Source organism: uncultured Microbacterium sp. (assembly GCF_963521695.1).
GTDB lineage: Bacteria > Actinomycetota > Actinomycetes > Actinomycetales > Microbacteriaceae > Microbacterium.
Genome location: NZ_CAUQWC010000228.1, coordinates 1 through 5,278 on the forward strand (window position 1 = coordinate 1; position 5,278 = coordinate 5,278).

General features: G+C 70.1%; 4 protein-coding genes. 3 read left to right on the plus strand and 1 reads right to left on the minus strand.

The window, feature by feature from the left end; all coding sequences use genetic code 11:
* Positions 1–20: 20 nt before the first annotated feature.
* A complete protein-coding gene (locus tag RWP81_RS13940) occupies positions 21–536 on the minus strand; it encodes a CGNR zinc finger domain-containing protein (protein WP_314457066.1) in 516 nt (171 codons plus the stop codon).
* A 25-nt stretch (positions 537–561) separates the two neighbouring features.
* Here RWP81_RS13940 and RWP81_RS13945 point away from each other — a divergent pair, with 25 nt between their 5' ends.
* From RWP81_RS13945 to RWP81_RS13955, 3 genes are all read left to right on the plus strand, one after another.
* Positions 562–756, plus strand: a complete 195-nt coding sequence (locus tag RWP81_RS13945) for a hypothetical protein (RefSeq protein WP_314457068.1) — start codon at positions 562–564, stop codon at positions 754–756.
* Between the two features lie 106 nt (positions 757–862).
* Complete coding sequence (gene recQ, locus RWP81_RS13950) at positions 863–2,902, plus strand: DNA helicase RecQ (protein ID WP_399540608.1); 2,040 nt, start codon at positions 863–865, stop codon at positions 2,900–2,902.
* Between the two features lie 394 nt (positions 2,903–3,296).
* Positions 3,297–5,278, plus strand: a 1,982-nt coding sequence (locus RWP81_RS13955) for an acyl-CoA dehydrogenase (RefSeq protein WP_314457070.1), incomplete at its 3' end; no start/stop codon positions are given.

Sequence of the window (5,278 nt, forward strand, 5' to 3'; positions counted from 1 at the left end):
ACCCGGCGCTGCCCGCCCGGCTACCCGCGCGCCCGATGCCGCCGGACGGCGGCGCGGTTCGCGCACCGCACCGAGCAATACCGCTGCCGGCCGTTGCGCGTCACGTCGACGACCACGTTCGTGCACGGGTCGGCGGCGCAGCGCCCGAGGCGGTCCATTCCGCGTGTGACGAGGTGCAGCGACGTGCCGACCGAGATGACAGCCGCGAGCACGCGCGGGAGCGTCTCGTCGTTGTCGCGGTAGTGCAGGTGCCACCCCTCGCCATCGTGGTCGGTGAGGCGCGGATAGGCCGTCACCGCGGCCATCTGCGCGTTCAGCAGAGCGGCGCGGGCGTCGGGGTCGGGCTCGTCGACGACCCGTAGCCAGTCGTCGATGACCGCGCGCGTCTTGAGATGGTCGTCGGGTGCCGCGGGGAACCGCATCGTCATCCCCCTCTCGATCGTGCGCGCTTCGATCCCCGCGCGGTCGACCGGCCAGTCGTTGGCGAGGGATGCCGCGAGGAGGGCGGCGTACTCCCCGTAAGGGTTGAGATGCATAACGGCATTACATCACGCTGAGATCATGACCGCCCCTCGACTGCTCCCGGCCGCTGCTCCCGCCCTCCTCCACGAACACGCGTGGCTCACCGAGTCCGTGCACGCGACGAGCGAGGGGCGAGTTCGCTACGTCCGCTGCGCCGAGTGCGCCGCGCGACGGGTCGATCTCGATGCGGTCAGCGTGACGCCGGCGTCAGCGATTTCGCGCGAGATCGGCTGATCCCCGTCCTTGCGCGGAGTCTCGAGCCCCTCCTCCCCAGCCGGATGATCGCACCGATGGATGCCACGTCGAGGTCGGTGTCGGCGACCGGGGTTACCGTGGAGGGGTGACTCATCCCGGCGCCGCACCCGAGCCGTACGCCGACGCGCCGTCCGAGGCGTACGACGTGCTCGACGACCCGTACGCCGGCGCCGACTGGGATCCCGATCAGTTCGCCCCGCCCGAAGATTTTGACGCCCCGCCGCCTCCCGTCGACCCGTCGTCGCCGTTCGCGCGAGCGGTGGCGGCGACCGGCACCGCGCGCGAACTCCCGGCGGTGCGCGACTTCACCGGGCGCGACCCCCGCGAGGTACTGCACGAGGTCTACGGCTACGACGTGTTCCGCGGCGATCAGGCCGACATCGTGCAGCACGTCGTCGACGGCGGCGACGCGGTCGTACTCATGCCCACCGGCGGCGGCAAGAGCGTCACCTATCAGGTGCCCGCGCTCGTGCGGCCGGGTACCGGCCTGGTCGTCAGCCCGCTGATCGCACTCATGCACGACCAGGTCGAGGCGCTCATTGCCAACGGCGTGCGAGCGGGGTACTTGAACTCGACGCAGTCACCGGCCGAGCGGCACGCCGTCGAACAGGCCTACCTCGCGGGCGAGCTCGACCTGCTCTACGTCGCCCCCGAGCGGCTCAACGGCGCCCAGACCCTCTCCTTCCTCGCGCGTGGGCGGCTCAGCGTCATCGCGATCGACGAGGCGCACTGCGTGTCGCAGTGGGGTCACGACTTCCGCCCCGACTACCTCGCCCTCGGCGACCTCGCCGACCGTTTCCCGGGTGTTCCGCGCATGGCGCTCACCGCGACGGCCACCCCGGCGACCGCGCAAGAGATCGTGGAGCGTCTGCGGCTGCGCGACGCCCGCGGCTTCGTCGCGAGCTTCGACCGCCCGAACATCCAGTACCGCATCGACGCGAAGGTCGACCCGCGGCGTCAGCTCGTGCAGTTCATCAAGAGCCAGCCTGAGGGCTCGGCGGGCATCGTCTACGCGCTCAGCCGCAAGAGCGTCGAGCAGATGGCGGCGTACCTCTGCACCCAGGGCCTCGACGCACTGCCGTACCACGCGGGCCTCGACGCCTCCGTGCGCGCGGCGAACCAGTCGCGCTTCCTCCGTGACGACGGAGTGATCATGGTCGCCACGATCGCCTTCGGCATGGGTATCGACAAGCCCGACGTGCGCTTCGTCGCCCACATCGACCTGCCCAAGTCGGTGGAGGGCTACTACCAAGAGACCGGGCGCGCCGGCCGCGACGGCGATCCCTCGGTGGTGTGGATGGCGTACGGCCTCGGCGACGTCGTGCAGCAGCGCCGCATGATCGACCAGTCGCCCGGCGATCGCTCCTACAAGCTGCGTCTCGGTCAGCACCTCGACGCCATGCTCGCCCTGTGCGAGACGGTCGGATGCCGTCGGCAGAACCTCCTCGACTACTTCGGGCAGCGGTCCGAGCCGTGCGGCAACTGCGACACGTGCCTCACCCCGCCCGACACCTGGGACGGCCTCGTCGCCGCCCAGAAGCTGCTGTCGACGATCGTGCGGCTGCAGCGCGAGCGTGGACAGGCCTTCGGCGCGGGCCACCTCATCGACATCCTTCGCGGAGCCAAGACGGAGCGCATCGCTCAGCAGGGCCACGACCGTCTCAGCACGTACGGGCTCGGGGCCGACCTGTCCGATCAGGACTGGCGCAGCGTCATCCGTCAGCTGCTCGCCCGGGGCATCATCGTCGCCCAGGGCGACTACGGCACGCTCGCGCTCAGCGAGGCGTCGGCGCCGGTGCTCCGGGGAGAGGCCCCGGTACCCCTCCGGCGCGACGTGCTCGGGCGCGCGGGTTCCAGCGGTGGAGGCAGCCGTCAACGCAAGTCCAGCGCCGACGACGTGGCCCCCGCCGACCGCGACCTGTTCGAGGCCCTTCGCGCCTGGCGCGCCGAGAAGTCCCGCGAGCAGGGCGTGCCGGCGTACATCGTCTTCGGCGACGCCACCCTGCGTGCCATCGCCGCCGCCCGGCCCGCATCGGTCGGCGACCTCGACGGCATCACCGGCATCGGCGCGAAGAAGCGTGAGGCCTACGGCGACGGCATCCTGACGGTGGTCGCCGCGAACTGACGTGCGCGACCCCCGGTCCCTTCGACAGGCTCAGGGACCTCGTCCCGAGGTGACTGAGGCGGTCGAAGCCGCCGGTCGTGATCTGAGTCCGTGATTCGGGGTGGCTGAGCTCGTCGAAGCCACCGGTCGTGATCTGAGTCCGTGGTCGCGAGGTGGCTGAGCCGGTCGAAGCCACCCTTCGTGATCGGAGTCCATGGATCCGAGACGGCTGAGCTCGTCGAAACCGCCGGTCGTGTGTCTCTCCTCAGCGCGCTCCCGGGAATGTTGACCATCCACAACGACCCCGCGGTCCGCCACCCGGCAGGGTTGTGGCGCATCCACACAATGATTGCCCGGTCGTTGTGGGAGACCTACCGTGAATGGCATCCCTGAGCCCCGTCGAGAGGTGCCGAGAATGACCGACGCCGCCGTCCGTCCCACCACGCCCGCCACGAGCACGCGTACGCCCGTCGGAGGTGCGCCCACCGCGGCGCACACCGCCGCCGAGGCCGCGGAAGCCCGCATCGATACCGAGCGGGTCACCGATCTGCTGCTCGGAACGTGGGCCGACACGCGCCGCGCGGCGCGCGAGCTGATCAAGGACCCTGCGCTGTGGCGCGACGACAGCCTCGGCATGGACGCGCACCGCGAGCGCACCCTGAGTCAGCTGCACCTGCTCGTGCAGAACAAGGCCGTGCACCGCGCCTTCCCGAAGCGCTTCGGCGGCGAGGACGACAACGGCGCCAACATCGCCGGCTTCGAGGAGCTGGTCGCCGCGGACCCCAGCCTGCAGATCAAGTCGGGTGTCCAGTGGGGCCTCTTCGGCTCGGCGGTGTTGCAGCTGGGCACGGCCGAACACCACGAGAAGTGGCTGCCCGGCATCATGAGCCTCGACATCCCCGGCGCGTTCGCCATGACCGAGACCGGACACGGCTCAGACGTCTCCGCCATCGGCACGACCGCGACCTACGATCCCGCCGCCGAGGAGTTCGTCATCCACACGCCCTTCCGCGGCGCGTGGAAGGACTACCTCGGCAACGCCGCCCTGCACGGCAAAGCGGCAACGGTGTTCGCGCAGCTCATCACGAACGGCGTCAACCACGGCGTGCACTGTTTCTACGTCCCCCTCCGCGACGAGGACGGCGCCTTCCTCCCCGGCATCGGGGGAGAGGACGACGGCCTCAAGGGCGGTCTGAACGGCATCGACAACGGCCGTCTGCACTTCGATCACGTGCGCGTCCCGCGTACCAACCTGCTGAACCGCTACGGCGACGTCGCAGCCGACGGCACGTACTCGAGCGACATCGCCAGCCCGGGTCGCCGGTTCTTCACGATGCTCGGCACCCTCGTGCAGGGTCGTGTGTCGCTCGACGGCGCAGCCGCGTGGGCCTCGGCCATCGGCCTCATCATCGCGATCACCTACGGCAACCAGCGCCGTCAGTTCGACTCCGGCAGCGGCACCCCCGAGGTCACCCTGCTCGACTACGGCAAGCACCAGCGTCGCCTGCTGCCGCGCCTGGCGACGACCTATGCCGAGATCTTCGCGCACGACGAGTTCCTGCAGAAGTTCGACGGCGTCTTCAGCGGCACCCTCGACACCGACGCCGATCGTGAAGACCTCGAGACCCTCGCCGCCGCCCTCAAGCCTCTCTCGACCTGGCACGCGCTCGACACGCTGCAGGAGGCGCGCGAGGCGTGCGGCGGGCAGGGCTTCCTGTTCGAGAACCGCCTCGTGGGACTCCGCGCCGACCTCGACATCTTCGTCACCTTCGAGGGCGACAACAACGTCTTGCTCCAGCTCGTGGGCAAGCGCCTACTCGCTGATTACGCCCGCCAGTTCAAGGGCAAGGATGCCAAGCAGCTCGCCGCCTTCGCCGTGGGCCAGACCGCCGGCAAGCTCTTCCACGGAGCCGGGATGCGTCAGCTCGGCCAGGCCGTCAGCGACTTCGGATCCACCGCCCGCTCGGTCGAGAAGGGGCTCCGCGCCGAACAGCAGCACGAACTGCTGGCGGGCCGCGTGCAGCAGATGGTGGCCGACATCGCGGGGCGCCTGCGTCCGGCATCCCGGCTCTCGCGTGACGACGCCGCGGCCCTGTTCAACGAGAACCAGTCGGAGCTCATCGAGGCTGCCCGGGCCCACGGCGAACTGCTGCAGTGGGAGGCGTTCACCGACGCCGTCAACCGCATCGACGACCCCGACACCCTGCGGGTACTGACATGGTTGCGCGACCTCTTCGGCCTGCAGTTGATCGAGAAGCACCTCGCGTGGCACCTCATCAACGGGCGACTCTCGATGCAGCGCGGGTCCGCCGTCTCGAGCTACATCGACCGTCTCTGCGCGCGGCTCCGGCCGCACGCCCAGGATCTCGTGGATGCCTTCGGCTACGGCCCCGAGCA

What these genes read in the sequence shown, in the direction of transcription:
- RWP81_RS13940 (WP_314457066.1), bottom strand. Translation starts at nt 536, where the DNA reads ATGCATCTCAACCCTTACGGGGAGTACGCCGCCCTCCTCGCGGCATCC.
- RWP81_RS13945 (WP_314457068.1), top strand. Translation starts at nt 562, where the DNA reads ATGACCGCCCCTCGACTGCTCCCGGCCGCTGCTCCCGCCCTCCTCCAC.